The organism is Oenococcus sp., from assembly GCF_047725585.1.
Lineage (GTDB): Bacteria > Bacillota > Bacilli > Lactobacillales > Lactobacillaceae > Oenococcus > Oenococcus kitaharae_A.
Genome location: NZ_JBDNNF010000003.1, coordinates 21,920 through 45,068, shown reverse-complemented (window position 1 = coordinate 45,068; position 23,149 = coordinate 21,920). Strand labels below are relative to the sequence as shown.

Below are 23,149 nucleotides of genomic sequence, written 5' to 3'. Positions count from 1 at the left end.
GTTATGGCCGCCGTTGCGTCAAAATTGATTTGCCGCCCCGCATGACTTTGGTAATTTCGTCGGCTAAGATTGTCCGTTTGATGGGCAGATAGCCGCTGATCCATTTTTTTAAAAAGGGTAGACGGTACAGCAGGTGAATGCCCCATTCAGCAATCAGCGTGGTAGGTTTAGCAGCATCAATTACCAGCCCTGGATAAATAATCACGCTTTGTAGCTTGGCAAAATCGGGCTGCTGCAAAAATCTTTCAGCCGCGATCTTATGTTGCATATATTTTTTCAGGACAAAAGGCGCTTTGTTAGCAGAAATAAATATCAGTCTGGCTGGCTTTGATTGTTTAAGCAAAAACCCAGCGATCTTCTGCAAGGGCAGTACAATCGCGTTCTCATAGGTGATGCCTTGTTTGGGTTTTTCAAACAAAATACCAATCGCATCAATGATCCAATCGGTATTTTTAGCAGCATCCTGCCAAGTCTGATCTTTTGTCACATCAGATTTGATCCAAGTCACTTCATCAGCCCAGGCCGCTTGACCTTTTTTCGGTCGGCCGTGCCGTGAAACACTGATCGTTTGCCAGCCTTGTGCTTGAAAAGTTTTCAGTAATTGCTGCCCGACAAAACCACTGCCGCCAAAGACCAGTACTTTCATGATGGCTCCTTGGCTTGAAAATAAAGCAGCGGCCGGTCATTCATGGCTTGGATTTTTCGGTTGTTATGTTCATAAAGCTGGTGGAATTCTTTGAGCTGCAGGGCCGATAATTCGACAGGGTGCGTCATCACATACCATTCCACCGTTTCGGTCAATGGTGGTGTGGTCAGAGAGCCTAAATAATGAAAGTAAGAACGGTCTTTTGGCAGCAGTTTTTCGACATCACAGGCAAATTTCTCTGAGGCACCTAGTTGATGCAGGATCGAGGTAATTGCTGGGGATGTTTGCCCAACAGTCAGGAAAACGGCAATCACTGCCAGCTGGCCATCTGCTGCTTCATGAACAAAATGAACTTCGGCCGGAAAATCCTGTCCGTCAAGCAAGTGTTCGCTGGGTGCGTGAAAATGAAACTGCTGTAAACTAAATGGCCGCTGATTAATCATGGCTTGGCCAGATGATCCAACTTCGATGCCGCGCCCCGTATCTTTAGCGTAGCTGGCCACTTGACTGTAGGCCAGCTGCAAATCCGCAGCTGATGGCATTTTTTTAGCTTGAGCAAAGTGCAAATCAATCGGCGACTGCCGTTTCCCGCCTTCAAACGGCCAATTCTCTTGATCTTCATAATTAAGTTTTGCCATGCGGCGCCCTCCAATTTGAAAAACAATCTACGGACCGTCTATCCGGCAGCCTATAGACAAATTATGCCACTCCGACCAAAACAGGACATTTATTTAAGAAGCGAGATGCTTCTTTTTTGTGAACTAAGATAGTTTGAACGTTTATCTACCTAGATATCAAAAAAATACATATTATACATGCCTATATTTTATGAATTTTAGATATAGAATGATTGGCGAACGTATGGTGATACGTGTTCATTATCTTCCGTTGTGTAACGTGGATGAATATCTGTTCGTAATAGGAGCTGTTTCATGCATATTGAATTGGCAAAAATCCACATAGACTTGATTCCTGACATCAACCAGCATATTTTGGAAAAATTATATTTTCAAAAGGTGATTAACAATGAAGGCACGAATTCTTCATAGTTGAAGACAATTTACCGAGTTCGATATTAAGGAGAGAAAAATGACTAGTATTGAAATTTTATTGTTAGTAGGCCTTCTTGCTGGTGTTTTTGGAGCCGTGTTAGGTCTAGGAGGTGGCATTATCGCAACGCCTATATTAACTATTATGATGGGAGTACCTATCAAATATGCCATTGGCGCAAGCATTATTGCTGTTATTGCGACAAGTTCCGGAGCAGCAGTTTCGTTTTTGCGAGATCGAATGCTGAATTTGAGAGTGGCAATGTTTCTTGAGATAGCTACAACTATTGGCGCTATCTCAGGAGCGCTGTTGTCAGGCGTTGTTCCAAAAGGCTTTTTATTTGTTTTATTTGGCGCTTTATTAGTTTTTTCAGCTGTCAATATGATTAAAAAATTGAGGGCAAAAAAAGAGACGAAAGATCAGGTACAGGCAGATGCTATCTCGCGTAAATTGAGATTGGACGATACTTATTATGATAAACCGTCTCAGCGAATGATTCATTATCAAGTTTCGCATGTTCCGGGTGGTTTTGCGATGATGTATGGCGCAGGTATAGCTAGCGGCTTACTAGGGATAGGAAGTGGCGCATTTAAGGTGCTCGCCATGGATACGATTATGGGAATGCCGATCAAACCATCCAGTGCAACGAGCAATCTGATGATTGGTGTCACGGCGTCTGCGAGTGCGATGATTTATTTCTTCAATGGATCAATTCGCCCAGAGATCGCCGGCCCGTTATCAATTGGTATTTTAATTGGCGCACTTATTGGATCGAGAATTATGTTGTATCTGAAAGCTCGAACTATCAGGATGATTTTCATTCCTGTATTAGCATATATGGGCCTGCAGATGATGTTCAGAGGATTTTAACTATGGTTGAAGAAGATACAACAAAAACAAGCGAGATGACAAGCATCGAAATTGTGATTGGCAAAATTTTAAGAATAGGTGTTATCCTTTCGGGAACCATCATCACTATCGGCGTTATCATACTTTCCCTGCAGCAAAACCAACAAGCAAACACGCTGCCAACTTCGTTGACTAGTTTGGTGCATGACTTATGCAGTTTAGAGCCTTACGCCATTATTATGCTTGGTCTCTTTTTATTGATTTTGACCCCTGTTTTAAGAGTGGCAGCCTCAATTTATGCATTTTTTAGAGGCGGGGATAAATTGTATGGCTACATTACGACTTTGGTATTGATTATTCTTTTTTGCGGTATGGCCTTAGGTTTTGCAGAAATGTAAAATGTTTGCACCTATTATCTATCGGCACATTGGCGAAATCATGGCAGCCAGTGTCACGATTTATGTGACTGGCGGCCGATAAAGAGTTCTAAGAAATTCTCCATCAAGGGACTAAAGGGTTCGTTTCGCCGCCACATAACAGCTAATTGTGTTTCCAAGCTTTTCGCCTGTATTTTCCGCATATGGAAATGCCGATCTCGCTGCTCTTGAATTTGCAGGATTGCAGAATGCGGTACTAGGGCAATACCGAAGCCGCATTTAGCCCAATCCAATGCTGTTCTGGCGTCATCACAGCGGACCACAATCAGCGGCTTCAAACCGGCATCGGCAAAGGCACCTTTTATAACTTCTTCAAATCTTCTATAGATGATTAAGGGAACATTGGCGAGATCTTTTAACTCAACACTGGATGATGTCTCTGCCCGATCCACCTGACCTGGGTCTGCCCACGAAGCTGCAATCATTGGTTCTTTATCAAAATAATAACCGATCACGCCATTACTTGAAAAAGGAGTCCGCAAAATTGCTAGATCAATCAATCCCTTTTCCAGGTAACCTAGTAATTTATACGTATTACCCTCTATGATATTGATGCTGATATTGGGATAGTATTTTTTAAGTTGCAGCAAGTTGAGATTCGGCAGCTTATTTATTGAAGATGAGACGCTTCCAATTGATAATGACCCGGAAATACCTTTATGCAGGTACTGTACCTTGCCTTGAGCGACCCTGGATAACTCAGTTATTTGTTCAGCATATGGTTTGAAAATCTTGCCGGCATCGGTCAGAGAAATTCCTCTCGGGCCTCTGACAAATAAACTAGTATCTAGTTCCTGCTCTAATTGCTTAATTTCATAACTCAAAAGCGGCTGCTTGATATGCAATTGTTTTGCCGCGGCCGTGATCTGTCCTTCTTCACAGATGACGACAAAATACTTTAATTGCTTTAAATTCATAAGAAAACCTCAAAATAAGTTTAACGATTTTGGCCGCGTGATGCCGCAGGCAAGCCAACATATAGCCATTCTAGATCTCACGGAAAGGAAAAACGATGCACAAAATTAGATCAAGAATTTTCATTTTTATTTTCATAGCAGCCTTATTGCTGCTTGGATATCATTTTTTGAACTTGTCTCAATCCTTTAAAAAAACAAGCCTTGGATTAACAGATAAAGTACAGTCTGCACATAACAATAAACTTCTAAATAGTAAAAAGCCCTTTTCGATCCTGCTCTTGGGCACCGATACTGGTGATTTGAACCGAACCGACAAAGGCAGAACTGATTCTATGATGCTAGTAACAGTTAATGAGCAAAAGAGAAGGACGACGCTCGTTTCTATTCCAAGAGATACGATGGTGGCAATTCCCGGATTAGAGAATACTTTTCCACAAAAAATAAATTCAGTCTATACTTTTACTAACCTCAAGCAGACTGTGTCTGATGTTTCGCATTATTTAAATGTGCCAATCAATTTTGTGGCGCTGGTTAATATGGGCGGATTAATCAAAATGGTGGATCAAGTAGGCGGCGTCCAGGTGAAATCGCCTCTGAATTTTTCTTATAATCCGTATACTGCTCACGATACGGGTAATGACATTTATCGTTTCATCAAGGGATCATCCACTTACTATCACAGCAGCGACGGTACTAATTGGACCGAATATCAGCGTATGGATGGACAAGCCGCTTTGGCTTTCACGAGAATGCGTTATGATGATCCGCTGGGCGATTATGGTCGAACCCAGAGACAAAGACTCGTGATTCAGGCACTTTTAAACAAAGCAAAAAATCCGACTGTTTTTTTAACCAGTTCTTTTGTTAATTCTCTGACTTCAAATGTGAAGACTAATTTGGCGCTGAATGATTTCCTTTTGATCGCCAAAAATTATGCGACTGCCAAAAAACACGTTCAATCATACTCAATACAAGGCACCTCTGATTGGGAAGATGGCGTGTCTTTCCAAGTTGTATCGAAAACGAATCAGCAGGCAGGAACCGATGAAATTAGGCGGGCTTTAAATATCAAGCCAGCTGTCACTGGTCCTGCATTGATGGGAAACAGCGACTCTCTTATTATTCCATCGGACGTTGCTGCTATTCTACAGCGTTGATAGGGGAATTTCTGAAAAAAATCAGTTTATAGGCTTTTATTATCGCCAATAAAGATAACTAAAAATGCGCAAGGAGGGAATCGAACCCTCATCTCAGGAACCGGAATCCTACGTGATGATCCATTACACTACTCGCGCGAACATTACTATTATACTAGATAAGAAGGGAAATCTATTTTTGTTTTCAGGCTTTTGGACAAAGTGGTATTTCCAATAAGATTTTGTGAAATGTATAACCTGTGTCAAGGCAAAAAAAGCTTGTCAGACGGGCTAATGGTCAAGCTTTGTCAAAAGCCCGTGTTATACTATTTACGGACAATATCCAAATATTCATAAGAGGAGAAAATTTTCTATGACTGTAAAGATTGGTATTAATGGATTCGGACGTATTGGCCGTTTGGCTTTCCGTCGGATCCTTGAGTTACAAGATGAAGCCTCTGATATTGAAGTTGTTGCGATCAACGATTTAACAACGCCTTCAATGCTGGCTTATCTGCTCAAGTACGATACCACTCATGGCACATTGAACGCCGATGTTTCAGCTAATGATGAGACAGCTACTTTGACGGTTAACGGCAAAGACTATCATATCTATTCTGAAAGAGATGCTCACAACCTTCCTTGGGTTAAGAACGATGGTGTTGAATATGTTCTTGAGTGTACTGGATTCTACACTTCCAAAGAAAAAGCACAGGCTCATATCGATGCCGGTGCTAAGCGTGTATTAATTTCTGCCCCAGCCGGCGCTGTACCAACAGTTGTTTACGGTGTTAACCAAGACATTCTGACATCTGCCGATACAATTGTTTCTGCTGGTTCTTGCACGACCCAGTCATTGGCACCAATGGCACGTTTGCTGCAAGACAAGTTTGGTGTTGAAGTTGGTACAATGACGACTGTTCATGCCTACACTTCTACTCAGATGATCCTTGATGGACCTCGCGGTTCTAAGAAGCGTTCTAACCGTACAGCTGCTTCCAACACGATTCCTCATAGCAGTGGTGCTGCCAAGGCTATTGGTTTGGTTGTTCCTGAAGTTGACGGCAAGATGAACGGTCATGCTCAGCGTGTTCCAGTTATCGATGGTTCTGTGACTGAATTGACAAGTATTTTGTCAAAGAAAGTTACTGTCGAAGAAGTGAACGATGCCTTTAAAGAATATACAAAGGGCAACGAAAGCTTTGGTTGGAACGATGATGAAATTGTCTCTTCTGATATCATCAACGATACTCACGGTGCTGTTTTTGACCCAACTCAGACTCAGATCGTCGCTGGTGGTGATTTCCAGTTGGTTAAGACTGTTTCATGGTATGACAACGAATACGGTTTCACATCCAACATGGTCCGCACTTTGCTCCACTTTGCAAAATTAGACTAATTTTATATAGATAAGATGAGCCATAAATTGTATTGATTAGAACCTCGGTTTTTCCGAGGTTTTTTGTTTCTGCACAATGCTCTTTGTCAAACGGAATCAATCTGATATACTGAATGGAGTATGGCACAGTTGATTTTAACAGCATTAGTCATTATCGGTATCATCTTGATTATTTGTATTATGATGCAGCCCAGCAAACAGCAGGACGCATTGAATGCTTTGTCAGGCGGCGCCAGCGACCTCTTTCAGGCACAAAAGTCACGTGGCTTTGAGGCTGTCATGAAAAGAATTACAGCAATCCTTGGCGGCATTTGGTTGATCCTAGGCTTGCTGTTAATGCTTTTGCAAAATAGATAATAAGCAAATTAAAAGCGATTCCATTCAGAATCGCTTTTTTTATGCCCAATCACCATTTCTGAATACTGGAATAATACGGTCGTCTTGTGTGACACCGTCAATAGCCATATCGCTAGAACCGATCATGAAATCCACATGTACATCGCTTTGATTCCAGCCATATGATGCAAGTGTCCTCTCATCAAGTTCTTCACCCTTTTGAATATTAGTGTTGTATGCCTGGCCGATAGCAACATGGTCTGAGGCATTTTCGTCAAATAATGTGTTATAGAACAAGACACCTGCATCATTAATCGGCGAGTGGAAGGGAACGAGACTAACTTCGCCAAAAGAATGCGAGCCGGTATCTGTAGCGATCAGGTCTTTTAATACGGCCTCACCGCTTGAAGCTTGTGCTTTAACAATCTGGCCATTTTTGACTTGCAGAACAATATCTTGAATCAGATTGCCACTGTAGCTTAATGGCAGCGTTGAAGCAATTGTACCGTCAATATGGCGGTTATCCGGCGCTGTAAAGACTTCTTCAGTTGGCATATTAGGAATAAAAGGATTACCACTTTGATCGACTGAACTAGCAGCCTCCCAACGATGGTGCTCTGCTAAGCCAATCGTAAAATCACTTTTGGCCGACTTGTAACGCAGTTCTTTAAAATTCTGTTCTGTCAGCCAATCAGCATGGGCTTTTAATTCAGCGACATGCTGATCCCATTCGGCGATTGGATCATTATCTTCACTGATGCGGACTGTTTTTAAAATTTCCTGCCAAAGGCGTTCTGCAGCTTCTTGACCATGCAAATCCGGAAATACTTTTTCTGCCCAAGCAATAGAAGGCGCTGCCACGACAAGCCAGGAAATAACATCGGCAGTCGTTTTTTGAGCGACCGTTTTTAACGCCGGCCGTAAAGCTTGTCGCCTATTGGCAATCACTTGAGGGTCAATACCGCTTAAATTATCAGGGTTGTCAGACATAATTGAAATTCTTGTCGCGTTTTTCCGACCAACCAGATCGTCGCCCCAGACTTTTAAGTATTCGGGCGTTTCACTAATGACTGCCGGACTCGCATGCAAATAAAATTCCCTTGTTTCTAGTGCATTGTGCCATACCTGCACAGCACCGGCTTGATAGGCGCGCTTGACCAATTTTTCAGCAAAATAATCAGTTTCTGTATTCGAGTAGATAACGACTGTCTACGACTGTCTGCCTGGGCGCTACATGAGCACCTTTCTTGATAATCAGATCAGCAAACTTGTCGATTTGTTTATTCAATGCTGGAAACATATTTTTCTCCCTGACGGCAACGTTTTGGTTGGATACCTGGTCTGCCTGGTAACCATCAACATAATTATAGCGGACGCCAAGACTTAGTTATAATAAGAAAGGTGCAGAGGAAACGGAAAAATAAAAAGAAAGGGATGCTGGATTACATCTTTTACATCCTTGTTATTGCAGGTTTTCTTTGGACGGTCAGTTTGTGGGTCTTTGCGAGTGTTCCTAGCCAAAAGAGCCGGCCTGCTGTGCAATCATCTTCTAGTTCTAAGCCAATCAAGCAGGCGCTTTCAAAAAGTGAAGTTTCAAAAAGTTCTAAACGTCAATCAAGCCGCGCCTCGAGCAGTTCCGATAGTCAGAGTGGCGGCAGTACTCGGTCTAAATTGGCTAGCGGCAAGTTTGCTAGAGGAACAACTTTGAGCTCGGATCAGCCCTATAGCGATTATTCTTATTTGCGTGCGCAGGGATTAAGTTTTGTCTATTTTCGCGCCACGACTGGCGGCAGCGATTTTGATGATCTGTATATGTCATCTCTGAAGTCGGCGCGGGACGCAGGTCTGTCGGCCGGCGCGGTGCTGATCTATGATTCTTTCACGACAGCTTATGCGGCTTATTTATATTTCGTGCAGAATGTAGGCCGTCAAGTAGGGAACTTACCGATCGCTATTTCTGTAACCGATGACGATATTACTGACAACAATTCAATTGCCAATCTGCGTGGCCTGATTTTGGATCTGAGGTCCTATTATCCAAAAAATTCTGTCATTGTCCGCTGCGACAAGGCAGTCTACGATCGGATTCAAGCACAGCTGGCGCCATTGAATATGAGGTATTGGCTGCTAGAAAACAGTCTGGACAACACCGATACGGTTAATCAATTTGTACAGTATAATGCCAATGGGAAGGTTGGTTCCGGTATTCGTTCTTTCCGCCTGCCTTTGTCGATTTTTAACGGCAGACTATCTGATTTAAAAAACCTATCAAGGGAGATTGAAAAATGATAAAGCTCGGTCTTGTTGGTACACACTGGATTACCGCACAGTTTGCTCAAGCGGCTATTGAATCACAAGGATTTATCATATCGGCTGTCTACTCGCGCAGCAAAGAGACGGCTGATGATTTTATTAAACAGATTGGTCAGCCAGCCGCGGCATTTGACAATTTTGATGCATTTTTAGATTCCGGTATACAGGCAGTCTATCTTGCATCCCCAAATTCATTTCATTTTCGGCACGCACAGTCTGCTCTCAAACATGGTCTTGATATCATTGTTGAGAAACCAAGTTTTTCAAACACACATGAATTTCAGGAAATTATGAAGCTGCTGGCTGAAAATCCTGAGCGTCGTTTCTTTGAAGCGGCTCGGAACTACCATGATCCTATTTTCAAGATTATCAAAGACAAGATTACCGATTTGAAGACAATACAAGGTGCCAACTTGGTTTATGCCAATTATTCAAGTCGTTATGATCAATATTTAGCTGATCCGATGCATGCGCCGAATGTCTTTACTAGGAAATTCTCCGGTGGTGCCCTATACGATTTGGGGGTCTATCCGCTTTACGATGCCATTGGCTGGTTCGGTTATCCTGATAAGGCTGCCTATCGGGCGCGTCTGCTTGAAAACGGCATTGATGGTTCTGGTGTCATCAGTTTGGATTATGCTGCTTTTACGGTGAACATTCTGATCTCCAAGATTTTTACGTCTTCAGCGCCAAGCGAGGTCTTCGGATTAAAGGATCGTTTGTTGATTGATAGTCCCTCTGAATTAAATCATGTCGAGCTGATTGACGGCAATGGTCATCGTGAACAATTAGCATTAGGGACAGAACAAAATCCGCTGCTGGCAGAAGCACGGGATTTTGCTCGGATACTGAGTGATCGACATTCAGAAGCTAATCTTGTAGAATATGAGAATTGGCTTGCAACCGCGTCTCAGATTAATCAGCTGATGTTTGACCTGAGGAAAAGCGCTGGTATCCGCTTTGCCGCCGATGATTGATTTTTTTGGCTCAGTAGTTTAACGGGATAAAACACGGACCTCCTAAGTCTAAGCTCCCGGTTCGAGTCCGGGCTGGGCCATTATGACAATAAAACCGCCATCGTTGAAGTGGCGGTTTTTGTTTGCTTAATCCTTGATATTAAAGGGTTCTTGTCCATTAATTAAATGCTAGAAGTTGCAAGAAAATGATAGAATTTTTTTGCACGTTTGCACACATTTTGCACGCTAAAAGATTTGATTAACCTTCATCTCATCAGACTTTCTTTTATCTGCCAATAGATGAGAATATATTTTCTCTGTGATGGACAAATTAGCGTGTCCTAATCTCTCCGATACATATTGCATAGACACGTCATGAGCCAGCAAAATAGAAGCGTGAGTATGACGTAAAGCGTGAAAAGTGACAACTTTGATATTCAATTCATGGCAGACTTTGCTAAGTTCTTTATTAATGCCATTTGAAGAGATCTCAAAAAGCCGGCTGCCCTTGAATTGATAATGTGCATAAAGACCAAACCACTTTTCCGGCATAGTGATTACGCGGTTGGATTGTTTATTTTTCGTCGCTTTGTCTTGGCCGGTAATACCATCAACAGCTTTATTAATGCTGACCGTATGTTTTTGTGAGTTTATATCTGCCTTTTGTAGGGCTCTGAGCTCGCCAAAGCGTGCTCCCGATAGAATACCCGTAATTATTAGAAAGTGTGTCTTGGTCAAATTTTCGGCACAATAATCAATCAACGTTCGGGCATCTGTTAATTCTAGAAATTTTAAACTTGGGTCTTTTGTTCTAGCTGGATCGGACACCATATTTAATCTTTGCGTTGGGTCCGTCTTAATTTTTCCGTCAGCAAAAGCGTCTCTCAAACTTGCTGCTAATTCCATCTTGCGTTTATCAACTGTTTCTCTGGCATGATCCTTCCCGTATTCGTTAATAAAGCCTTGAAATTGGTCACGATCAAAAGTTTGCAAAGTTGCTTTAGGCAGCATTCTCCGAATAATTTTTAAAGTCACGCGGTATTGTAGCAAAGTTTGACTGGCTTTATCCGCTTTATACGTCTTAAACCATTGCTCAAAATAATCAGCTAAGGGGATGTCCAATTGTGCAGCACCTTCGGTTTTTCCAGACCTAAATAAACCGACCCACGTTTCTGCTTGGGACTTGGTAAGAAAGCCACTATGATTTTTTGTTCGATAGGTACCGGTAATGGGGTCCTGAAACGAAATTCTGGCTTGCCAATATTTGCCGCGCTTTTTAATTGAGGCCATATATTCTCCTAATGCTGGTTACTTGTATGTGATTAAAGTATGAAATCCTTCCATAGATTTAAATAATCCTTGATTTTGGAGTGTTGTATGTTCGATTGCAACTATTTTATAACCATCTTCCTGCATCTTATCGACGATATGGCCAATTTGAGTTGTATACTTCGATTCAACTCCGAAAACTTGATCTATCCATTTACTAAAACTCGTAATCATAATAATGTGCTTATTGCCGTCCTTGGCGTGTAAATTCGGCAATACGTTGCTTGCATATATATTTCGACTACTATTTTCCTGTGACTTTGAAAATAATCCCATTTTTATTTTCCTTGGTGGATTAACGTGGTCGCGGCACGTGTATATCACTACTGGCAAGTAATTATGAATGTCTATTTGTCGTTTAAGTGTGCAATGGCATAGTCAGCTTCTTGCTGTGTGAATCTTTCCCCAGCAGCGGATGTTAATTGATCGTGTATTGCGCTCGGTGACATAGCCATAGTATTTTGGTATTCTCTTGCCTTTGTTAAGGCATTTTTGTTCCAGTCAATTCCGGTTAAATTATTGATCGCATATTGTGCAGCCTGCGCAGAAAAGCCTTCTACAAATTTTGCTGTCAATTGCTCATAGATACCTTGCTTTGACATACTCATCACGGTTGCGTATTGCCGTGCCTTTATTAAAGCGGATCGATAGTCGGCAGGTACTGTACTGGAAGTTGATTTTGCACTGACAGATGAGGCAGGTACACTAGAACTCGTTTTCACGGCAGAACTAGATGACTTTTTGGATGCTTTGTTGTCAGAACTTTTTGGTGAACTAATAGGTGAGTCCTCGACATAATGGCTTGGTATTTCGACACGTTCTTTTTTTAGCAATAAACCCGCCGCATCGTTCGACCAGCCACCCAAGGATCCAAATATTATGAACACAAGAATAATTATTGAAAACCAAGGCCACCATTTTCTATAAAGTGGCTTTTTTTCACTTTCCATGGATCTATCTCCTAACAGTTTTACGTGATTGCAGCACGTGTTCGTTCTTTCGATTCTTAATTGATGATATTAATTACGTCCAAGAAACCAACTCACGCTTTTGTTAAAGGCACTGGCCAATTTCTTAAGACTCGATAATGTCGGAACTATTTTGCCTCTTCGCCAGCTATAAAGTGTTTTGTAAGTAATGCCGATTTTTTTAGCAGCCTCAGCTGTCTTAAGTCCGGATTCCTGCAAGGTCTTGTTTAATTGAGAAGCGAAATGTTTTGCTCTTTGATTGTCGTTCATATTGGCTCCTTATGTACGCCACCATAGGGTGACTAGAACTTATTTTGTAATCGTACTATTGGTTGGCTGGTAGCTTTTTGATGGGTGCTGCAAAAATAAGAAAACAATTCCAACGATTAGTACGACAATGGCTGGAAAAGCCATAGCAGCAGTAACCCCAAATAAAGCACTCCCAATAATTCCCAATACAGGACCAACGAGGGAAATACCATACCTCTTAGACTGAATGGCACAAACGATAAATAGAACAACACTAATCCAGGCAACAGTGTAAAAAAATCCACCGGCTCCACTGGTATTGTGTGTTTTATTTACTGCATCTCCGAAGGCGTCCCCAATAATCACAAACCATGAAACAGCAAAAATAACAGCTTCAATGATCCCCCAAACAGCTGATAAGGTATTTAATTTTAATCTCTTCATAACAATCAAACGATTTGGCACGCCTTTTAACGTGAATAAGGTCGTTGCACGTATTATGTTTATCAAAACAGGTGAGCCAGTTAATTTATTCCACTTACTGAATACAGATAAACGCCAACAATAATGACGGTCGGATCCTCATCTTCGATTTGCTTTTGAGTATATGAAAATGGCTTATAAATGGGATTGTAACTATCTGGTTCAAAGTAAATTCCGTCAGTCCGTTTATAAGCTCTTTTCAAGGTGCCCGCATCGCCATTGATAATCGCCACCACGATATCCCCATTATCAAAGTCGGATGTTTTGTGAATCACGGCAACGGCGTTTTCAGCAATACCGGCTTTTGTCATTGAGTCTCCAACCACACGCAGGCTCATCAATTCATCTAAACCATATTTATCAACAAAGCTTTTTTCAGGCGTGATTGAGCCTTCAATATCTTCCTCGACTCCCGATGGTGCACCCGCGAAAATACGACCATAAATTGGTAATTGAGGAACTTCATCATCTTTGAATGATAGGGGATGATTCACATCAATATTTGAATCAAAGCTTTCTAAAACACTATCCGGAATGATATCGGCAGCTTTATAGAGAATGGCTGAATCTACATGTAGACCCTTGGCTAACTTATCTAGGGTCTTCGGTTTAGGGACTGGTCTTTTACCATTTTCCAGTTGTGAAAGATAGGCGTGTGAAATACCGGAATATTTTTCAATTTGCCCTTGCGTTAATTTTTTTTCGATTCTTAAGTTTTTTATAAAGTTTCCAAACTCATTCATTCCTTAATTATCCGTTTAGTTGTTTCTTTTGTGAACATAATGTAAACAAAAAGTTAAATAAGTTGTTGCAAAAAGATACTATGAATGTATACTAAAGATACAAAGTTAAGCAAAAAATGTTTACTTTGTACAACACGGCAAAGGAGGCAGAATGATTAAATATCGGCTGAAAAATCCACAGAGCATTGATAACACTATTCGAAATCAACTAAATTTAAGTGACAGAGAATTTGCTGCTGAAATTGGTATCTCACGGAATTATTTCAGCAAAATCATGCATGGACATACTCCGGGACTTAGAGCTAGATTAGCGATTGCTAAAGGACTTGGTAAGAAAACTGAAGATATTTTTGTTGCAGATTAGTGTATCAAAAGTAAACATAAAAAGGGGATGATCAGCAGCATGAAAAATGAATACGGACCCTACAACATGCTGAACCTAACACAAGCCTTCCATGAATTCTGGGACAGAGATAAATCACGTAAAGTCACGCCAGAGTTCAGGGCTTGGATCTATCAAATCAGGCATATAAGGGTCGGAAAAATCATCAAATGGCAATGGAAGGACATTCAGGATTTCATCGAAAGAAATAAAAGGGATGAAATCGCTGAAGCATTGCAGTAGCAATTTTTAATAGAGAGGATCACATATGATCACAGCTTTATTTAGCATTTCAGTCATCCTAGCAACTATTGGTCTTATCACCGGTCTGGAGTGCTTAAGACGCGACAAAAACAATACTTCAGGAACCTTCCATGAAGGCTTTATCAATTGGCTAAATGGCAATGATGCTTATACATCTCGGGCCATTAAAAAACAGATTGATTCTGAAAACTAAGAAAGGAGTCCACGATGGATATTCAAAAGCCAAGTGACTTTCAACGAATTGATAAATACGAGAAAGCAGAAGCCTACCGTATTTTGAATTTGTTGAAAGCACATCAAGACCGCTGGTTTCGGTCCAGTGAGATTGCTGAACTATTAGAAATGAAAGGCCAGAGTAAGCGAAAAATTCAGCGCTATATCAGCTACTTAAAATTTGCTGATCCAAAACATAATTTTGTGACCAGCGATATGGGTAATCGCGGTTATATCTTTACACGTGATCCAGAGATCTTTAAAACGGCTTCTCGCAAACTGACGCAGTTTTACAAAAACACGCGCGATCATGCCCAGATTGATGATTACCAAGGCAGCTATTTAGAGAAGCATGGGTTCAAAGGATTTTTAGCGAAACTGAGAAGCAAATGACTGAACACTACATCACAATTCCAGACTCTCTTTTTGCTTTGATCCCAAATGATTCAGAGCGGCTGCTGATAGGCGACTTAATTAATTTGTCCTCAATTGACGGTTATGCGCATCCTTCAGATACCTGGCTAACTGATCGCTATCACACGAACACGAGAACGATTCAGCGCCGTTTGGCTCATCTTGAAGAACTCGGTTTAATCAGACGGGAAACCAAGCATAAAGGTTATTCAGACATGGACCGCAAGATTTATATCACGATCGAAACGGTCATCACGCATGACAAAAATGACGTGCGTGAAGCGTCCACGGGTGACAAAAATGTCGTACGTACGCATGACAAAAATGACACCCGTACGCATGACAAAATTGTCGTACAGAATAACCTAACTAATAACCTAGTGAATAACCTAAGTGATGATATGTCAGGCAAGCCTGACTTAACACCACCATCAAGCCCTTTATTGACAATCGCCAAAAGGGCCTTAGATTATTTCAATCAGCAAAGCGATCGCAAGTTTAATCCGAAGGCTGCCAAGAACACGGCACCAATTGTTGCTCGGTTGAAAGAAGGTTTTACAGCTGATGATCTAAAGACCGTGATTGACCGCGCTTGTCAGCACTGGAAAGGAAAATCGGCTTATGACCATTTCTTAAGACCTGAAACGATCTTCAATAATCGCTTTGATGAACGACTCAACGACACGATTAACTGGGAGTTTTCAGATTTCAACAAAGCAGCCATTCAGAAAAAAGAGACATTGATTGATTACGGTTCTCAACAAAAAACCGATAATAGCCAAGCCATTCAGGCTTTGGCCAAGTATCAGCAATCACAGAAAGGAGCAGATAATGGACCGAATTTACGTGGTTAAAAGAAAATCAGATCAGCAGCTTTACGCGGGATTTAAAGCGGACTCAGGTTTTACGTTTACGGCTGATCCCGATAAAGCCAAAATCATGGATTTAGCTGCAGCCTGCAAATCAGCTGATCAGTTTGCGCCACTCAAACCTAATGAGGTTTTCACAGTCATTGAGCTCAGCAAGTACGCTGAGTCGGTTGCACGCGATGCTCAAGCTAATCCAATATTTCTCAAGTATCAAATCGTCCATGACCGCAGCTATGCAGCCATGGCCAGCAAGAAAGCCAAAGAAGGCACAGATGGACATTAATTCTTTGACTGATTTTGCTGGGGAGATGTGGCTGCCAATTCCAGAAACCTGTCAGGTCTGTGAAAAACTGGGTCATGAGACATTGGCGACTGATTGGCATCACGTCAAGCATGCAGCTCTTGGTTCAATGGGTGGTCGTAGAAAATATTTTGAACAAGGTGATCAGATCGTGCCCTTGTGCCGGATCCATCATCAGGAAATCGAATCGATTGGCATTCAAGCTTTTATCAGCAAGTATGGCAATTTGTTAATTTATGGCATTACCGCTGAAGAAGCCGAAGCCAGAAATCAAATTCATGGGAAAGGGTATTTGTGATGAATCTCAGAAAACGCAAGAAGCACGGCACGATTTATTTTCAGCGACGAATCAGCGGTGAGTATTACACAGTTGTTTTCAAGGGCATGTATTTAGCCTTTCACCTTGATTACTATTTCGCCAAAGGATTACCGCATCGATTCAAAGAGAAGCTGGCTTTGGCTCATTTCAATAATGGCATGAAAAGAATTGGAAAGCCGACTCATCTGCACTTTACCCATCACGGCCTCATCGTGAATAACTAGGCAAGCCTTATGACGATTGATGAAATAAATCGTATCAGTGACTATTTTCAGAAGCAGGAGCTTGCAGCGCCTTCAATTGATTTTGAAGTGACGTTTAGGAAAAGTATCAACGAGGCTGTTTCAGTCTTTGACTTCGAGATGGCGTTTGCCATGATCGACGCTTGGCACAGAAAAGCAGTAGCTGAAACAAAGCAACAAAAACTTTAGCAGGGGATAAACAATGAGCGATAGGCAAGAAGGAAAAGTCATATTTACATCGGTACCAGTTCTAAATCAAGCTGAGTCCGATTTCTTGGCAAAATACTTTGTTGCAGATATCTTGAAAACATTCTTTGAAGATGATGACGATTATAAAGATTTAGATTTCTCAAAAATAGTCGAAGCAAGCGTGATTGGATATGCAACAAAAGATATTCGACCAGGGGATGCACATAAATGAACTGGATAAATGATTACTTTCTGTTCACGTTAATCTGTGAATTGATCGTCCTAGTCTTAGCAATTCCAATATTGATTTGGATGATCTATTTGTTCTTTAAAGATTGGAAAGGAAAGAAATGACAAATCCTCAATTGTATACAGCAAAAATGGACGCAATCCTTGATGATGAAGATTTACGCCATGAATTAATTGAAAACGGGTTTTTAGAGGGAGACTATGTGACAGGACAACTCATTTATGACAATGTTGGCAGGCCAGTTATCTGTGACAGCTTTGAAATGGATGAGAATGGCTTTTACTCTGACGGCAGCTATGTTGTGATCGATCCTAAAACTTTGAAGAAGGTAACAAATAACAAGCATAAACATTCAGATAATTTGCCTAGTCCTAAAGAATGGATTGAACATAAATATGCAGAAGGCATAAATAATGAATAAGGAAGTCAGGATTCAAGTAGAAGATCAGTACTGGCTTGATAAGTATAATGACGGATCTGATCATAGATTTGAAAATAACGAAATTATCCCACCAGACCAAGTCGCATCTCTATCAATGTCACTTAGAGCCTTTAACTTTATGGTCGTTAAAGGAGTAGCCATTTGGTTAGTTGAGGAGCAGACATTAAACCTATGAAAGGAACAGCCGTTTGGCTAATTGAGGCAGAAAAATGACCGATGATAAAAATTATTTGAAGAGCCAATTGTTCAACAAGGGGCACGAAGATTGGTTCCTAAAAAAAGATAAAAGAGGAATTTTCTATCTTACTAACACCAAAGAAGATGCAACATTATTTTCTCAATCCGAGATAGAAAAATTACAGTTAGCATGTCCCGAGGTTAAAGGATATAGAAAGGTACGAACATGATCTTCAAATTCTTCAAAGATTGGAAGGGGAAGAAATAATGTAGCTCCAAAGCACTGATCGAGCCTAAAAGCTGCTGCCTTTCAGTTGATACTGAAGTGCATAAATTTGTTAATAATAATAAGCGGTTTTACCCAGATTGGTCTCTGGGGTACATACGAAGATTAAAAGTTAACCATGACGGGCAAAGGGAAAAGAAACAAAAACTGGGGATGCCATTAATAATTCGCCAACAAAAAAACACCATGGCAGTGGTGTTCCTCAATATTGAATGCTTGACTACTCATTCATTATAAAGAAAAAAGAGTGGATTGAAAATAATCAGTTTGATTCTTATCAATTCGTTTCAATTTTATGGGGGAAGGGACATCCATGGACCAGATAGATTTATTGGATCAAGTTGATTACAATGCCACGATCGAAAACGTTCGATCATTCTTCAAACACAATCGTGCTGAATCTAGCAAATTTGAACGATTATTAGCCAAGGCTGGCAGCTCAACTGATGATTTAAAGTCTCAAATCTGGTCAGCCATGCCCAAAGCTGTGTCTATTGATAATTCACAAGAGATTAAAGTTGAACGGCGTATTATGGCTAAAGATGAAGCAAACTATTGTATCAGGGCTTTATTAAATATCCCTTGGAAGTATCGTCGATTTTTGGTTAGCTATTACGTTGATAATCCCAGTGACAAACAGTGGACTGATATTGCTCTTGAGTACGGTTTTAGTCGAACCGGTGCTAACGATTTATTGAATAAAGCTTTGTTATGGTTTGCGGATGCTTATCTAGGGGAACATGATTTTCACATTTATACCAAATGTAAAGGAAACACAGATTGTGGAGACTAAAAAATGAAACTTGATGAAGCAGGAAAGTTTATGAATTAGGATGTCTTTCCGATTGTTTTTCCTGGTCAATCTGAGTGATGCCATTCAACAAATCGTCATCCTCATGTGGCTCTACGTACCATTTTTTAATAAAGTACTCAATTAGTTTAAGGACAGTTTGTGCGTCGCTTGGGTCAATATCCACTATAACGTCGATGTCATTTTCTGGATGTGCGCCGATATTTCCTAAATGTCTCAAGGAAACAAGAGCATCTTTTTCTCTGGCAGACAAAATCGATTGAATATCATCCATTTCTTGAGCGAGATTTTTTCTTTCAGAAGAAATTTTGTCTGGGAATTTGTCTCTAATCATTTCTTGTATTGCTCGTCTAGAGAGTGTCGCTGAAGCACGGGGGCTGAATCCCACTATCGAATAAGCTTCCTCGTAGTCTTGGCGAATACATTCAGGAACATAGTTAGGGAGCTTGTATGCTAACGACTTTGGCACAATGGGCAACGGCACTGAATTCGTGTCCTCAATACCTTGAACAAAAGAAACAACAGAAATTTTATCGCACCTTGGGCAATGTATGAATCTCAATGTTACTAATGGGCCACCATCACGCGATGAGAGTGTCGGAGTGATAATTTTTCTATCATCTATTCCCGCTATCCCAATTGCTCTAATTATATGGCGATGTCTAAGCTGAATTTGTGAAAGGCTTGATCCCTCATCAAGCGCAATATCAGCTCTACAATATGGACACTTAAAAACTTTATTTATTTCATTTCCATCATTTGATGTGCCAGTAAAAACATTATATGTAACCGCCATAACAATATTATAATGCTTGCATTTTTAGTAAGAAAAAAAATGAGTAAATTGCAAATGACACAAATTCATGGTTTTAATGAAAATATCCATTCGCAAGATTAAAGATCTTCCAAATAAACCATAAGCAAGCGGATATCAAACCAAGATGATTCAAATGTGGCCCACCAGAAAATAAAATACCCGTGAAAGTAAGTTTTTATTAAACGATTAGAAATTAAGTAAGCTTCATTCACCATTTCGTCCATTTATCTATATCGGCGACTAACCAAGGTTTGATACCAAGCTTTTCAGCTGTGCCGTCTGTTTGCAGTTGATGCAGTTTATTGACGAGTTCCTGGCAGCCGAACTGTTCAATGATATAAGGAATTTTCAGCATCCATTTTTCGTTACTGAAATCTGGGTAAAAGAGTTGAGTATCGTTATCTGAAAAGGGGATCCAAATATGGTCACTTGTCCAATGGCCAATGGCATGGTTGATGAAGAAGTCGTTAAGTTTGTAGTAAGCCAGCAGCTTATCATGGTTGTGATCATCGTAGTGGACATGGCCATTCTGATCAATAATTTTTGCTGTCATGCTTTTAGTTTAAAACAAATACGAACATATGTTCGTATAAAAGGAGGCTTACACTAGAAGTCATGACAACGATAAAAGATCAACTGAATCAGTTAGGACCACAAGGGCAACAGGTCGCTAATGACATCATCAAGCAGGCAAAACAAAGTCAAGAAGGCCTAGTTAGCTTAGACTTTGCCAGCGGTCAGTTCCCAATTAGTGAAAGTGACAAGATTGCCGGACTCAGTGATAATCAAAATCATTTGTTCATTAATTACGTCACCGATAGGCAAGATAATCAGTTTGTTAAAGACTTGCAGGCCAAACTCAATCAACGAGTATTGAACGAGATTGATTAATTTCTAGCATTCATCATCTCTCAAATGATTCAAATACTTAAAAACCGATCAAATCGAGGTCAAACCGAGTTCAAAGTGAGGTCACATCAAGGTCAAATATTTTGTATATTGATAGAGTCGAAAGATTAAAGATAAGAGCAGTCATTAATGATTGCTCTTTTTGTTTATGATTTTGTTATGGAGATAAAGATGAGTTTATTGTTTGACCTGGCACCGTTTTTAACGGTCGCATTTGGTTTTCTTAATTTTTATATACTGGATCTTTTTGAAATAATAGATACTGGAGGCGGGGAAAGCGGCGTAAAAGAAGAACAATATTGGTCCTGGATCTTTGGAGCGCTTAATTTTGCTCTATTCCTGTTGATTAAAACAGTCTGGTTTCCCGGGGGAACAATGGCTTCTTACGCCGAAGCCATTGTTTTGACCTTCGTTCTTTCACTTACTGCAGGAACACTTATATTTTTCTTCCTAATCAAGTTGATTAGAATCATTGTTAATTTAATTAGGACCAAGGGCAAGCACGTCCCCATTGATACACGCCCATTGTGGGATAAGTTTACAGATGTTCAGTCCGGTCTTATTTTTATTATTGATTTTGATGGCAAAGTTCTTGAATCAGGAACCTATGACGGCGCTACAGATTTTTATTCCAATAAAATGGATTTTCTTATCAATCAACGATTTAACAAATATGACATAAAGGAAGAAAAAGATATCGAACAGTTTTTGAGTAAGAATGGTAATTGGCTGCACGTTCTAAATAAAAAAGGTGTGCCAAGTATTCAGACTTACTTTGACACATCTCGTCGATTGAAATATATGCTCGTCAAGACTAGTGATTAATTACTTTTATCTTGACCGGTTTCTTTTTTATTTGGATCAACTTTAAATGATGTTTCGGGAACCCTTGTCTTGGTTGATTTATTTTCTGGGTGCCTATCATTTATTCCGTGTGTATGTGGAACATTGATTTGATCTTTATCGTTCATCTTTAAACTCCTTCCCAATTATTTGAAACAGCTCAATTATATTCTTAAACCGCTAAGAGGCAGTTTGATTATTTCTTGTTATGATTGAGATATGACAGAACTTTCTCGATTGGCTTCTGTATTACTGAATAAGCAGGAAAAGGATGGTATACCTGCTAATACAGCTTTTAAGGACGGCTTGATCTTTTCTGAGAAACACGGTTACGGTGATCTAGCCCGTCAAGTTATTAAAGAATGGGACGATTTGCCCTTAGGAGAGGGCGAAAGTCAAAGACCAACGAGGCATCAGTCTTCCTCTGTTAGAGCGCTTCGAAGCCAATGTCTGTCTTTGCGGGACAAAGGCCACAGTCTCTCAGAGATTCAACAGCAGACAGATCTGACTAAAGAAGAAATTTCTTATTACCTAAGGAATCTCACACAAAGCAACAAATAAACCAATACATTAATCAAGCTAGTCAATTGACTGGCCTTGTTATTAATTCCGGCAGTATGTACAAAAGGTTCAATTTGGGCCCTTTTAATTTATAGGAATGGGACAACATGGGCATTTATAAATATGATTTGGTACGAATAATACGTGAAAGGAATTAATTATGTAAGCAGGCATGAAGCCTGCAATTGATTACTTTCCAGCTTTTCTTGGTTTTGTCCGCGTGTAACCTGGCTGCGTAGTAGACGGCTTTACACGAACGACTTTAGGCCCCGTCTTGACGGGATGCTCTGGAAAGTGTCTATGTTCTGGACCTTTTTCTGGCATGTTATCTCCTTTCTTGAAACAACTAAATTTTAATTCTTAATAATCTATTCGGAGGAATGTTAATGGCACAATCTAAAATCAAACAATACACAGACAAAGCAGAGCAAGCACTCAAAGATAATTACTTTGATAAGGCCAGTGCTTATGCGTTGGTGGCCATTGCTTTATCTAAGCAAACGGTAACGACCAAAGAAGTGAGGAGCAGAGTCAAACATGCGTGAACTGCATATGTGTTATGAGCAAGGCTGCCATCGCTTAGTTCCCAAAGGAACAGATTACTGTTCGTTGCATGCTCCGCTTCATCCTAAACGTGAACGTGATAAGTATGTTGATCGTCACTATAACGACCAACGCAAGCACACGGCAAGGATTAAGTTCTACCACAGTAAAGAGTGGTCAACATTACGACAGGCAGTCTTGAGCCGTGACAATCATCTATGCCAATATTGTTTAGTCCATGGCAATGTCACGGTGGGTAACATCGTAGATCATATTGTGCCAGCTTTATATGATCCGTTGTTGTCCAAGGACGGACACAATCTTGTTACGTGCTGCCGTTTATGTCATCAACACAAGACTGATTGGGAATATAGTTATTACTTTATGGACGACCATAAGGCACTTAATCCAGATGCTGTTGAGATCAATGATGTACCGTTGCTTGACAAGCTCATCAAAAAAATAAATTTAAGCGCCGAAAATTAAAGTTTCAGCGCTTTTTTATT

General features: G+C 40.5%; 38 protein-coding genes, 2 tRNA genes and 1 pseudogene. 27 read left to right on the top strand and 14 right to left on the bottom strand.

Going from position 1 to position 23,149, the window contains the following annotated elements:
- Position 1: 1 nt before the first annotated feature.
- Both ABF487_RS04795 and ABF487_RS04790 read right to left on the bottom strand, forming a co-directional pair.
- Positions 2–646, bottom strand: a complete 645-nt coding sequence (locus ABF487_RS04795; protein WP_415634671.1) for an NAD-dependent epimerase/dehydratase family protein — start codon at positions 644–646, stop codon at positions 2–4.
- A complete protein-coding gene (locus ABF487_RS04790; RefSeq protein WP_415632612.1) occupies positions 643–1,284 on the bottom strand; it encodes a carbonic anhydrase family protein in 642 nt (213 codons plus the stop codon). The genes ABF487_RS04795 and ABF487_RS04790 overlap by 4 nt, the downstream gene beginning before the upstream one ends.
- Before the next feature lie 451 nt (positions 1,285–1,735).
- Here ABF487_RS04790 and ABF487_RS04785 point away from each other — a divergent pair, with 451 nt between their 5' ends.
- Together ABF487_RS04785 and ABF487_RS04780 are read left to right on the top strand one after the other, a co-directional pair.
- Complete coding sequence (locus ABF487_RS04785) at positions 1,736–2,566, top strand: sulfite exporter TauE/SafE family protein (RefSeq protein ID WP_415624954.1); 831 nt, start codon at positions 1,736–1,738, stop codon at positions 2,564–2,566.
- Positions 2,567–2,568: 2 nt separating this feature from the next.
- On the top strand, positions 2,569–2,943 hold the full coding sequence (locus ABF487_RS04780) for a DUF1634 domain-containing protein (RefSeq protein WP_415624953.1): 375 nt from the start codon (positions 2,569–2,571) through the stop codon (positions 2,941–2,943).
- Between the two features lie 53 nt (positions 2,944–2,996).
- On the opposite strand, the gene ABF487_RS04775 is transcribed toward ABF487_RS04780, so the two are convergent.
- Positions 2,997–3,899 (bottom strand): LysR family transcriptional regulator, encoded by a 903-nt coding sequence (locus ABF487_RS04775; protein WP_415634670.1) that lies wholly within the window; start codon positions 3,897–3,899, stop codon positions 2,997–2,999.
- A gap of 95 nt (positions 3,900–3,994) precedes the next feature.
- Between ABF487_RS04775 and ABF487_RS04770 the strand changes: the two genes are divergently transcribed.
- Positions 3,995–5,056 carry an LCP family protein gene (locus ABF487_RS04770; RefSeq protein WP_415634669.1) on the top strand — a complete coding sequence of 354 codons (1,062 nt, stop codon included), beginning with the start codon at positions 3,995–3,997 and terminating at the stop codon, positions 5,054–5,056.
- Positions 5,057–5,121: 65 nt separating this feature from the next.
- Here ABF487_RS04770 and ABF487_RS04765 read toward each other — a convergent pair.
- Positions 5,122–5,194 (bottom strand) — tRNA-Arg (locus ABF487_RS04765).
- 214 nt (positions 5,195–5,408) lie between these two features.
- Here ABF487_RS04765 and gap point away from each other — a divergent pair.
- Both gap and secG read left to right on the top strand, forming a co-directional pair.
- On the top strand, positions 5,409–6,434 hold the full coding sequence (gene gap / locus ABF487_RS04760; protein ID WP_415624893.1) for a type I glyceraldehyde-3-phosphate dehydrogenase: 1,026 nt from the start codon (positions 5,409–5,411) through the stop codon (positions 6,432–6,434).
- A gap of 120 nt (positions 6,435–6,554) precedes the next feature.
- Positions 6,555–6,791 (top strand): preprotein translocase subunit SecG, encoded by a 237-nt coding sequence (secG, locus tag ABF487_RS04755; protein ID WP_415634668.1) that lies wholly within the window; start codon positions 6,555–6,557, stop codon positions 6,789–6,791.
- Positions 6,792–6,830: 39 nt separating this feature from the next.
- Here secG and ABF487_RS04750 read toward each other — a convergent pair.
- A pseudogene (locus tag ABF487_RS04750) lies at positions 6,831–8,070 on the bottom strand (aminopeptidase).
- 101 nt (positions 8,071–8,171) lie between these two features.
- Between ABF487_RS04750 and ABF487_RS04745 the strand changes: the two are divergent.
- From ABF487_RS04745 to ABF487_RS04735, 3 genes are all read left to right on the top strand, one after another.
- Positions 8,172–9,059, top strand: a complete 888-nt coding sequence (locus ABF487_RS04745) for a GH25 family lysozyme (protein ID WP_415632678.1) — start codon at positions 8,172–8,174, stop codon at positions 9,057–9,059.
- Entirely contained in the window at positions 9,056–10,060 is a 1,005-nt protein-coding gene (locus tag ABF487_RS04740; RefSeq protein WP_415634667.1) for a Gfo/Idh/MocA family protein, read from the top strand. The genes ABF487_RS04745 and ABF487_RS04740 overlap by 4 nt, the downstream gene beginning before the upstream one ends.
- Positions 10,061–10,067: 7 nt before the next feature.
- Positions 10,068–10,140: transfer RNA gene (locus ABF487_RS04735), tRNA-Arg, on the top strand.
- Positions 10,141–10,285: 145 nt separating this feature from the next.
- On the opposite strand, the gene ABF487_RS04730 is transcribed toward ABF487_RS04735, so the two are convergent.
- The 6 genes from ABF487_RS04730 to ABF487_RS04705 all read right to left on the bottom strand — a co-directional run bounded on the left by ABF487_RS04730 (position 10,286) and on the right by ABF487_RS04705 (position 13,811).
- Positions 10,286–11,329: a site-specific integrase gene (locus tag ABF487_RS04730; protein ID WP_415634666.1), complete on the bottom strand. Its 1,044-nt coding sequence runs from the start codon at positions 11,327–11,329 to the stop codon at positions 10,286–10,288.
- Between the two features lie 18 nt (positions 11,330–11,347).
- Positions 11,348–11,644, bottom strand: a complete 297-nt coding sequence (locus tag ABF487_RS04725) for a hypothetical protein (RefSeq protein ID WP_415634665.1) — start codon at positions 11,642–11,644, stop codon at positions 11,348–11,350.
- A 71-nt stretch (positions 11,645–11,715) separates the two neighbouring features.
- Positions 11,716–12,318: an Ltp family lipoprotein gene (locus ABF487_RS04720; protein ID WP_415634664.1), complete on the bottom strand. Its 603-nt coding sequence runs from the start codon at positions 12,316–12,318 to the stop codon at positions 11,716–11,718.
- A 69-nt stretch (positions 12,319–12,387) separates the two neighbouring features.
- Positions 12,388–12,606: a helix-turn-helix transcriptional regulator gene (locus ABF487_RS04715; RefSeq protein WP_415634663.1), complete on the bottom strand. Its 219-nt coding sequence runs from the start codon at positions 12,604–12,606 to the stop codon at positions 12,388–12,390.
- A gap of 39 nt (positions 12,607–12,645) precedes the next feature.
- Positions 12,646–13,029, bottom strand: a complete 384-nt coding sequence (locus ABF487_RS04710) for a transporter (RefSeq protein WP_415634662.1) — start codon at positions 13,027–13,029, stop codon at positions 12,646–12,648.
- Positions 13,030–13,109: 80 nt separating this feature from the next.
- Positions 13,110–13,811 carry a LexA family protein gene (locus ABF487_RS04705; protein WP_415634661.1) on the bottom strand — a complete coding sequence of 234 codons (702 nt, stop codon included), beginning with the start codon at positions 13,809–13,811 and terminating at the stop codon, positions 13,110–13,112.
- 151 nt (positions 13,812–13,962) lie between these two features.
- Between ABF487_RS04705 and ABF487_RS04700 the strand changes: the two genes are divergently transcribed.
- The 14 genes from ABF487_RS04700 to ABF487_RS04635 all read left to right on the top strand — a co-directional run bounded on the left by ABF487_RS04700 (position 13,963) and on the right by ABF487_RS04635 (position 18,952).
- Positions 13,963–14,175, top strand: coding sequence for a helix-turn-helix domain-containing protein (locus tag ABF487_RS04700; RefSeq protein ID WP_415634660.1), 213 nt, complete (start codon positions 13,963–13,965; stop codon positions 14,173–14,175).
- 39 nt (positions 14,176–14,214) lie between these two features.
- The gene (locus ABF487_RS04695) at positions 14,215–14,436 is read left to right on the top strand and encodes a hypothetical protein (protein ID WP_415634659.1); all 222 of its coding nucleotides are present in this window, start codon (positions 14,215–14,217) and stop codon (positions 14,434–14,436) included.
- A gap of 25 nt (positions 14,437–14,461) precedes the next feature.
- Entirely contained in the window at positions 14,462–14,650 is a 189-nt protein-coding gene (locus ABF487_RS04690) for a hypothetical protein (RefSeq protein WP_415634658.1), read from the top strand.
- Between the two features lie 14 nt (positions 14,651–14,664).
- On the top strand, positions 14,665–15,063 hold the full coding sequence (locus tag ABF487_RS04685) for a hypothetical protein (RefSeq protein ID WP_415634657.1): 399 nt from the start codon (positions 14,665–14,667) through the stop codon (positions 15,061–15,063).
- The gene (locus tag ABF487_RS04680) at positions 15,060–15,938 is read left to right on the top strand and encodes a conserved phage C-terminal domain-containing protein (RefSeq protein WP_415634656.1); all 879 of its coding nucleotides are present in this window, start codon (positions 15,060–15,062) and stop codon (positions 15,936–15,938) included. The genes ABF487_RS04685 and ABF487_RS04680 overlap by 4 nt, the downstream gene beginning before the upstream one ends.
- Positions 15,916–16,236: a hypothetical protein gene (locus tag ABF487_RS04675; protein ID WP_415634655.1), complete on the top strand. Its 321-nt coding sequence runs from the start codon at positions 15,916–15,918 to the stop codon at positions 16,234–16,236. Before ABF487_RS04680 ends, ABF487_RS04675 begins: the two co-directional genes overlap by 23 nt.
- Entirely contained in the window at positions 16,226–16,552 is a 327-nt protein-coding gene (locus ABF487_RS04670; RefSeq protein WP_415634654.1) for a putative HNHc nuclease, read from the top strand. The genes ABF487_RS04675 and ABF487_RS04670 overlap by 11 nt, the downstream gene beginning before the upstream one ends.
- Positions 16,552–16,797 (top strand): hypothetical protein, encoded by a 246-nt coding sequence (locus ABF487_RS04665; RefSeq protein WP_415634653.1) that lies wholly within the window; start codon positions 16,552–16,554, stop codon positions 16,795–16,797. Before ABF487_RS04670 ends, ABF487_RS04665 begins: the two co-directional genes overlap by 1 nt.
- Positions 16,798–16,806: 9 nt before the next feature.
- The gene (locus ABF487_RS04660; protein ID WP_415634652.1) at positions 16,807–17,004 is read left to right on the top strand and encodes a hypothetical protein; all 198 of its coding nucleotides are present in this window, start codon (positions 16,807–16,809) and stop codon (positions 17,002–17,004) included.
- Positions 17,005–17,017: 13 nt separating this feature from the next.
- Positions 17,018–17,236, top strand: coding sequence for a hypothetical protein (locus tag ABF487_RS04655; RefSeq protein ID WP_415634651.1), 219 nt, complete (start codon positions 17,018–17,020; stop codon positions 17,234–17,236).
- A 118-nt stretch (positions 17,237–17,354) separates the two neighbouring features.
- Positions 17,355–17,675 carry a hypothetical protein gene (locus tag ABF487_RS04650; protein ID WP_415634650.1) on the top strand — a complete coding sequence of 107 codons (321 nt, stop codon included), beginning with the start codon at positions 17,355–17,357 and terminating at the stop codon, positions 17,673–17,675.
- Positions 17,668–17,871, top strand: a complete 204-nt coding sequence (locus tag ABF487_RS04645) for a hypothetical protein (RefSeq protein ID WP_415634649.1) — start codon at positions 17,668–17,670, stop codon at positions 17,869–17,871. Before ABF487_RS04650 ends, ABF487_RS04645 begins: the two co-directional genes overlap by 8 nt.
- A 34-nt stretch (positions 17,872–17,905) precedes the next feature.
- A complete protein-coding gene (locus ABF487_RS04640) occupies positions 17,906–18,103 on the top strand; it encodes a hypothetical protein (RefSeq protein WP_415634648.1) in 198 nt (65 codons plus the stop codon).
- Between the two features lie 369 nt (positions 18,104–18,472).
- Positions 18,473–18,952, top strand: coding sequence for an ArpU family phage packaging/lysis transcriptional regulator (locus ABF487_RS04635; RefSeq protein WP_415634647.1), 480 nt, complete (start codon positions 18,473–18,475; stop codon positions 18,950–18,952).
- Positions 18,953–18,980: 28 nt separating this feature from the next.
- Here ABF487_RS04635 and ABF487_RS04630 read toward each other — a convergent pair whose 3' ends face one another.
- Positions 18,981–19,766: a DUF4145 domain-containing protein gene (locus ABF487_RS04630; RefSeq protein WP_415634646.1), complete on the bottom strand. Its 786-nt coding sequence runs from the start codon at positions 19,764–19,766 to the stop codon at positions 18,981–18,983.
- Positions 19,767–19,995: 229 nt separating this feature from the next.
- Positions 19,996–20,340, bottom strand: coding sequence for a hypothetical protein (locus ABF487_RS04625; protein WP_415634645.1), 345 nt, complete (start codon positions 20,338–20,340; stop codon positions 19,996–19,998).
- Positions 20,341–20,402: 62 nt separating this feature from the next.
- Between ABF487_RS04625 and ABF487_RS04620 the strand changes: the two genes are divergently transcribed.
- Positions 20,403–20,678, top strand: a complete 276-nt coding sequence (locus tag ABF487_RS04620; RefSeq protein ID WP_415634644.1) for a hypothetical protein — start codon at positions 20,403–20,405, stop codon at positions 20,676–20,678.
- Positions 20,679–20,867: 189 nt separating this feature from the next.
- Entirely contained in the window at positions 20,868–21,521 is a 654-nt protein-coding gene (locus tag ABF487_RS04615) for a hypothetical protein (RefSeq protein WP_415634643.1), read from the top strand.
- Here the strand turns inward: ABF487_RS04615 and ABF487_RS04610 are convergent.
- Positions 21,518–21,667 (bottom strand): hypothetical protein, encoded by a 150-nt coding sequence (locus tag ABF487_RS04610; RefSeq protein ID WP_415634642.1) that lies wholly within the window; start codon positions 21,665–21,667, stop codon positions 21,518–21,520. The genes ABF487_RS04615 and ABF487_RS04610 overlap by 4 nt on opposite strands.
- A gap of 91 nt (positions 21,668–21,758) precedes the next feature.
- Here ABF487_RS04610 and ABF487_RS04605 point away from each other — a divergent pair, with 91 nt between their 5' ends.
- From ABF487_RS04605 to ABF487_RS04595, 3 genes are all read left to right on the top strand, one after another.
- Positions 21,759–22,100 carry a hypothetical protein gene (locus ABF487_RS04605; RefSeq protein ID WP_415634641.1) on the top strand — a complete coding sequence of 114 codons (342 nt, stop codon included), beginning with the start codon at positions 21,759–21,761 and terminating at the stop codon, positions 22,098–22,100.
- Between the two features lie 386 nt (positions 22,101–22,486).
- Positions 22,487–22,645: a hypothetical protein gene (locus tag ABF487_RS04600; protein WP_415634640.1), complete on the top strand. Its 159-nt coding sequence runs from the start codon at positions 22,487–22,489 to the stop codon at positions 22,643–22,645.
- Positions 22,638–23,129, top strand: coding sequence for an HNH endonuclease (locus ABF487_RS04595; protein ID WP_415634639.1), 492 nt, complete (start codon positions 22,638–22,640; stop codon positions 23,127–23,129). The genes ABF487_RS04600 and ABF487_RS04595 overlap by 8 nt, the downstream gene beginning before the upstream one ends.
- Positions 23,130–23,149 lie beyond the last annotated feature (20 nt).

Bases quoted from the DNA above. Each gene is read 5' to 3' on its own strand.
- ABF487_RS04795 (WP_415634671.1), bottom strand. From the start codon at position 646: ATGAAAGTACTGGTCTTTGGCGGCAGTGGTTTTGTCGGGCAGCAATTA.
- ABF487_RS04790 (WP_415632612.1), bottom strand. From the start codon at position 1,284: ATGGCAAAACTTAATTATGAAGATCAAGAGAATTGGCCGTTTGAAGGC.
- ABF487_RS04785 (WP_415624954.1), top strand. From the start codon at position 1,736: ATGACTAGTATTGAAATTTTATTGTTAGTAGGCCTTCTTGCTGGTGTT.
- ABF487_RS04780 (WP_415624953.1), top strand. From the start codon at position 2,569: ATGGTTGAAGAAGATACAACAAAAACAAGCGAGATGACAAGCATCGAA.
- ABF487_RS04775 (WP_415634670.1), bottom strand. From the start codon at position 3,899: ATGAATTTAAAGCAATTAAAGTATTTTGTCGTCATCTGTGAAGAAGGA.
- ABF487_RS04770 (WP_415634669.1), top strand. From the start codon at position 3,995: ATGCACAAAATTAGATCAAGAATTTTCATTTTTATTTTCATAGCAGCC.
- gap (WP_415624893.1), top strand. From the start codon at position 5,409: ATGACTGTAAAGATTGGTATTAATGGATTCGGACGTATTGGCCGTTTG.
- secG (WP_415634668.1), top strand. From the start codon at position 6,555: ATGGCACAGTTGATTTTAACAGCATTAGTCATTATCGGTATCATCTTG.
- ABF487_RS04740 (WP_415634667.1), top strand. From the start codon at position 9,056: ATGATAAAGCTCGGTCTTGTTGGTACACACTGGATTACCGCACAGTTT.
- ABF487_RS04730 (WP_415634666.1), bottom strand. From the start codon at position 11,329: ATGGCCTCAATTAAAAAGCGCGGCAAATATTGGCAAGCCAGAATTTCG.
- ABF487_RS04725 (WP_415634665.1), bottom strand. From the start codon at position 11,644: ATGGGATTATTTTCAAAGTCACAGGAAAATAGTAGTCGAAATATATAT.
- ABF487_RS04720 (WP_415634664.1), bottom strand. From the start codon at position 12,318: ATGGAAAGTGAAAAAAAGCCACTTTATAGAAAATGGTGGCCTTGGTTT.
- ABF487_RS04715 (WP_415634663.1), bottom strand. From the start codon at position 12,606: ATGAACGACAATCAAAGAGCAAAACATTTCGCTTCTCAATTAAACAAG.
- ABF487_RS04710 (WP_415634662.1), bottom strand. From the start codon at position 13,029: ATGAAGAGATTAAAATTAAATACCTTATCAGCTGTTTGGGGGATCATT.
- ABF487_RS04705 (WP_415634661.1), bottom strand. From the start codon at position 13,811: ATGAATGAGTTTGGAAACTTTATAAAAAACTTAAGAATCGAAAAAAAA.
- ABF487_RS04700 (WP_415634660.1), top strand. From the start codon at position 13,963: ATGATTAAATATCGGCTGAAAAATCCACAGAGCATTGATAACACTATT.
- ABF487_RS04695 (WP_415634659.1), top strand. From the start codon at position 14,215: ATGAAAAATGAATACGGACCCTACAACATGCTGAACCTAACACAAGCC.
- ABF487_RS04690 (WP_415634658.1), top strand. From the start codon at position 14,462: ATGATCACAGCTTTATTTAGCATTTCAGTCATCCTAGCAACTATTGGT.
- ABF487_RS04685 (WP_415634657.1), top strand. From the start codon at position 14,665: ATGGATATTCAAAAGCCAAGTGACTTTCAACGAATTGATAAATACGAG.
- ABF487_RS04680 (WP_415634656.1), top strand. From the start codon at position 15,060: ATGACTGAACACTACATCACAATTCCAGACTCTCTTTTTGCTTTGATC.
- ABF487_RS04675 (WP_415634655.1), top strand. From the start codon at position 15,916: ATGGACCGAATTTACGTGGTTAAAAGAAAATCAGATCAGCAGCTTTAC.
- ABF487_RS04670 (WP_415634654.1), top strand. From the start codon at position 16,226: ATGGACATTAATTCTTTGACTGATTTTGCTGGGGAGATGTGGCTGCCA.
- ABF487_RS04665 (WP_415634653.1), top strand. From the start codon at position 16,552: ATGAATCTCAGAAAACGCAAGAAGCACGGCACGATTTATTTTCAGCGA.
- ABF487_RS04660 (WP_415634652.1), top strand. From the start codon at position 16,807: ATGACGATTGATGAAATAAATCGTATCAGTGACTATTTTCAGAAGCAG.
- ABF487_RS04655 (WP_415634651.1), top strand. From the start codon at position 17,018: ATGAGCGATAGGCAAGAAGGAAAAGTCATATTTACATCGGTACCAGTT.
- ABF487_RS04650 (WP_415634650.1), top strand. From the start codon at position 17,355: ATGACAAATCCTCAATTGTATACAGCAAAAATGGACGCAATCCTTGAT.
- ABF487_RS04645 (WP_415634649.1), top strand. From the start codon at position 17,668: ATGAATAAGGAAGTCAGGATTCAAGTAGAAGATCAGTACTGGCTTGAT.
- ABF487_RS04640 (WP_415634648.1), top strand. From the start codon at position 17,906: ATGACCGATGATAAAAATTATTTGAAGAGCCAATTGTTCAACAAGGGG.
- ABF487_RS04635 (WP_415634647.1), top strand. From the start codon at position 18,473: ATGGACCAGATAGATTTATTGGATCAAGTTGATTACAATGCCACGATC.
- ABF487_RS04630 (WP_415634646.1), bottom strand. From the start codon at position 19,766: ATGGCGGTTACATATAATGTTTTTACTGGCACATCAAATGATGGAAAT.
- ABF487_RS04625 (WP_415634645.1), bottom strand. From the start codon at position 20,340: ATGACAGCAAAAATTATTGATCAGAATGGCCATGTCCACTACGATGAT.
- ABF487_RS04620 (WP_415634644.1), top strand. From the start codon at position 20,403: ATGACAACGATAAAAGATCAACTGAATCAGTTAGGACCACAAGGGCAA.
- ABF487_RS04615 (WP_415634643.1), top strand. From the start codon at position 20,868: ATGAGTTTATTGTTTGACCTGGCACCGTTTTTAACGGTCGCATTTGGT.
- ABF487_RS04610 (WP_415634642.1), bottom strand. From the start codon at position 21,667: ATGAACGATAAAGATCAAATCAATGTTCCACATACACACGGAATAAAT.
- ABF487_RS04605 (WP_415634641.1), top strand. From the start codon at position 21,759: ATGACAGAACTTTCTCGATTGGCTTCTGTATTACTGAATAAGCAGGAA.
- ABF487_RS04600 (WP_415634640.1), top strand. From the start codon at position 22,487: ATGGCACAATCTAAAATCAAACAATACACAGACAAAGCAGAGCAAGCA.
- ABF487_RS04595 (WP_415634639.1), top strand. From the start codon at position 22,638: ATGCGTGAACTGCATATGTGTTATGAGCAAGGCTGCCATCGCTTAGTT.